Raw genomic sequence first — 2,577 nt, forward strand, 5'->3', positions numbered from 1 at the left:
CGTCTGGACTCGATGAGAAGAGCGGAGTGACGGGAGACTGTCACGCTCCGTTCTGTGGGAGCCCGGGGGTGAGATCCCCCCGGGCCACCCGACCCACCGGCCCTTGGTCAGAAGCGCAGGATCACGGTTGGTGCAGGCGGAACGAGGACGTGGGGGTCCAGGCGTACGCCGGTGAGGGTCTCCATGAGAGCCATGGTCATCGCGCCCCAGTGTCCGTCGTGTGCGGGTTCGCTGTCGGTGATGAGGTTGTCGTCCTCGTCGTAGTAGTCGTTGAAGTCGTAGTCAGGATCCAGCCCGATACCGCGCATGGCATCGGCGAGCCGGTCGGGGTGACGGCCGTAGCGCTCGTCGGGCGCAACTGCGTCGAAGTACGTCCACAGTTCGCCGTCGACGAAGTGCCGGAGCCTGCAGTGGCCAAGGATGTTGCGGTTGAACATGGCCACTTCCGTGCCGGCCGACAGGCGACCCACGGGCCCCTCCGTGAACGCGTCGAAGCCGCCGGGCTCGAACACCAGGCTCCACTCCCCGCCGAGGTCGTACACGCTCACCAGCTCAGAGCAGTCACCCCGGTTTCCGCGATCGTCACGGCTCATCACCTGCGCCGACGCCGGGTCCGCCCCGAGCCGTCGGAACACCTCGTCGTGAGGAAGCGCCTTGACGAAATTCAGGCTGCCGTCCCCGATCGGACTGGCGGGGCCGTCCAGCCAGGAGTACACCTCGTGGCCGGGCGGTTGATGGATGTCGGGCATGCGCGCAGCATGCCAGGCTGCCCCGCCACTCCAGTCCTGGGTCTGCGACTACATCCGGTGTTCCGAGGACATACGACAATCGGCGGGTCACGCTGGGGCGGTGCCAGACGATCCAACGCGCGCTACCGCCTTGGCGGAACTCGCGTATTTGCGCGATGAGTTCCATTCCTGTCTGACGCGGCGTGGTGATGCGCTGTTCGAGCTGGCAGACGCACTGCTCTGCGCGGACGGCCCGGTTCGGTCGCTGGTCGGACTCTCACTCGCGCCTGAGCACCGGCGAGGCCACGGTGCTCTCTACGACGCGCTCAATCATGGCCGGATCGACGACGAGCGGCTTCGGAACGCACTGGTGCGGTTGCCGTTGCCGCGCGCGGTGGACGGGCGGATTGTGCTGGCGGTGGACGTGAGCCCTTGGCTTCGGCCGGATGCGAACACCAGCCGGGGCCGGTCGTTCTGCCACACCTACGGACGTGGCGAGGGCAAGCACCAGATGGTTCCCGGCTGGCCATACTCGGTAGTCGCCGCGCTGGAGCCGGGTCGCAGTTCGTGGACTTTGGTGCTGGACGCGGTCCGTCTCGGGCCCGGAGACGACGTCGCGGCGGCGACCACGGTGCAGGTCCGCGGGGTCGTCGAACGCCTCGTCGGCGCCGGGCAATGGAAACCGGGCGACCTGGACGTGATGGTCGTTCTCGATGCCGACTACGACGTCCCGCGAATCGCGTTCCTGCTGCGCGACCTGCCCGTCGAGGTGCTAGGCCGGATGCGCTCGGATCGGGTGATGCGTCGGCCGACTCCGGTCAGGTGACGCCGTCCATCCGGGCCTGCGCCACGACGTCAATCTGGATCTTCCGCATTGCCCTGTGGAGCAGTTCTGTCGCAAGCAGATACGCGGCCCACGGTGGATATACGTCGTCCAAGTGCTCGGCAGCATCACCCACCGCACGGCGCGCTACACGGAATTCGAACCCCCACCCGCTGACCCGCTCGTGGGCTTCCGACTGGGTCTTCTCGGCCCAGGACGGCTCCCCCCAGCGCAGTCCGGGCCAGCTCGGACCCGACGAGCGGGCCCCCGTCGCGGCGCCGGTCCCCTCCTCATGTCAGCGGCTAGAAACTCCCACCGGTCCAGCCGCCGCTGCCGCCGTAGTCGCCGCCACCACCGTAGTCACTGCTGTATGCACCGGCTGGCCCCGCCCGCCCGTCCGAACTCCCGCTCTCGGACCGCGGTTCTCCCCGCCTCAATCTGGCTTCGGGTCCCGCTACTGCTGGGCATCGCGTGCGGCGCATGGCGCGCGGGGCAACTCGCCGAACCTGCCGACGGGCATTGGTCCGACGAAGTCGTTCGCCGGCTGGGTCCGGGCTGCGTCGATACATGCGGTGCTGAGTGGCATGCCCACTCTTCAGCCCATGAGGAGTTTGTAGATTGCGATGGGGAGCATCACGCAGCCGGCAACACCGAAGAATCCGCCCAAAAATTGGAAGAATCTGGGGGTGATGGTTCCTCCTGGGTCGGTGGAGGTTGACTGCGCCAACCGGAAGAACCACTGGGCCGCGCCTCGGTAGTCGAACGCAAGGACTAGGCCCAAAGGGGCGGCCACAAGGCCCCAGAGCAACATGAACTGGCCTTCGGACACTGATCAGCCTCCCTTGTAGTCATGACTTTTCCGCGAAGCGGGCTCGGAGGTCCGGGTCATTGCCACAACCAAGTCCAGCCCCAGGCGACGTTGCTCTCAAGGCCTAAGGGTTGTCCCGTAAATGATCTCCGTTGTCGGAGTGTGGCGGCTTGATTCGCCGGTCATCCGGCGAGGGTGAGGTTGTGCAGGCGGGCGAT

2 protein-coding genes and 1 pseudogene are annotated in these 2,577 nt (G+C 66.9%); 1 reads left to right on the forward strand and 2 read right to left on the reverse strand.

Annotation, left to right across the window (positions count from 1 at the left end):
* Nucleotides 1-107: 107 nt before the first annotated feature.
* On the reverse strand, nucleotides 108-749 hold the full coding sequence (locus tag ACWD12_RS40930) for a DUF6461 domain-containing protein (RefSeq protein ID WP_450103941.1): 642 nt from the start codon (nucleotides 747-749) through the stop codon (nucleotides 108-110).
* A 100-nt stretch (nucleotides 750-849) separates the two neighbouring features.
* On the opposite strand from ACWD12_RS40930, the pseudogene ACWD12_RS40935 reads away from it, so the two are divergent.
* Nucleotides 850-1,551: pseudogene (locus ACWD12_RS40935) on the forward strand (transposase); the annotation flags it as partial.
* A 595-nt stretch (nucleotides 1,552-2,146) separates the two neighbouring features.
* Here the strand turns inward: ACWD12_RS40935 and ACWD12_RS40940 are convergent.
* Nucleotides 2,147-2,380 (reverse strand): hypothetical protein, encoded by a 234-nt coding sequence (locus tag ACWD12_RS40940; RefSeq protein WP_450103942.1) that lies wholly within the window; start codon nucleotides 2,378-2,380, stop codon nucleotides 2,147-2,149.
* Nucleotides 2,381-2,577 lie beyond the last annotated feature (197 nt).

This window comes from Streptodolium elevatio (genome assembly GCF_053592165.1).

What these genes read in the sequence shown, in the direction of transcription:
- ACWD12_RS40930 (WP_450103941.1), bottom strand. Translation starts at nt 749, where the DNA reads ATGCCCGACATCCATCAACCGCCCGGCCACGAGGTGTACTCCTGGCTG.